The organism is Providencia sp. PROV122 (assembly GCF_028482365.1).
GTDB lineage: Bacteria > Pseudomonadota > Gammaproteobacteria > Enterobacterales > Enterobacteriaceae > Providencia > Providencia stuartii.
On record NZ_JAMPQI010000076.1, the window covers coordinates 1 to 1,094 of the forward strand.

1 protein-coding gene is annotated in these 1,094 nt (G+C 42.9%); it reads left to right on the plus strand.

Features of this window, described 5'->3' with window-relative positions:
* Positions 1 to 70: 70 nt before the first annotated feature.
* Positions 71 to 1,094 (plus strand): IS3 family transposase gene (locus PSE69_RS19800; RefSeq protein ID WP_272675354.1). Its coding sequence is split into 2 segments (ribosomal slippage), with 1,025 coding nucleotides annotated over them: positions 71 to 323 and positions 323 to 1,094; the frame shifts between segments, so codons are not numbered across the junction. This gene is flagged as partial in the annotation.

Here is a 1,094-nt window from a genome sequence, read left to right on the forward strand (position 1 = left end):
GGTAATCCCCCCGAAAAATCGGTGTATTAATAAGTAGAATTTTCTCGTAATCTGAACTGAGGAGATCTCTATGAAAAAAGCACGTTTTACCGATAGCCAAATTATCACCATCCTTAAGCAAGCTGAGGCGGGAACGCCTGTTTCTGAACTGTGCCGCGAACATGGTATGAGCAACGCCAGTTTTTATAAGTGGCGCTCACGCTTTGGTGGGATGGATGCTTCCATGATGACCCGCTTGAAAGAACTGGAAGAGGAAAATCGCCGCCTCAAAAAAATGTATGCAGAAGAAAGGTTGAAAGCTGAGATCATTCAGGAAGCTATGGCAAAAAAGTGGTGAAGCCATCGCATCGAAAGCGGATGGCGCAAGAAGCTGTCAAAATACGGAATATCAGCGTACGTTTTGCCTGCCAGTTATTTGTAGTGAGCGAAAGTTGCTATCGTTATCAAGCTAAACTGAGTAAAGAAAATGAAGCAATAGCTGACTGGCTGATACGCATCACTGATAGCCAGCGCAACTGGGGATTTGGCTTGTGCTTTTTATACCTTCGAAACGTAAAAAACTTAAGATTTAACCACAAAAGGGTTTACCGAATTTATTGTGCGTTGTCACTGAACATGCGAATAAAGCCGAAGAAACGCCTAAAACGGGATAAGCCCGAGCCACTGACGGTACCCGAAACGAGCAATGAATGTTGGTCAATGGACTTTATGCATGATCAACTGTCGGATGGGCGCTCAGTCCGTTTATTGAATATCATCGATGATTTTAATCGTGAAGCATTAGCTATTGAAGTGGATTTTTCCCTGCCGGCGAGTCGGGTTGTAAGAGTACTAGAGCAACTTATTGAGTGGAAAGGAAAACCGGTTTCCATACGCTGTGATAATGGGCCAGAATACACCAGTAATATATTGATATCATGGGCTAATCTGCAAGATATCAAAATAAACTTTATCCAGCCAGGTAATCCGCAGCAAAATGCTTACATTGAGCGTTATAATCGGACAGTCCGCTATGAGTGGTTAGGGCAATACTTGTTTTCATCACTGGATGAATTACAAGACTATGCTACACGGTGGCAATGGTTTTATAATCA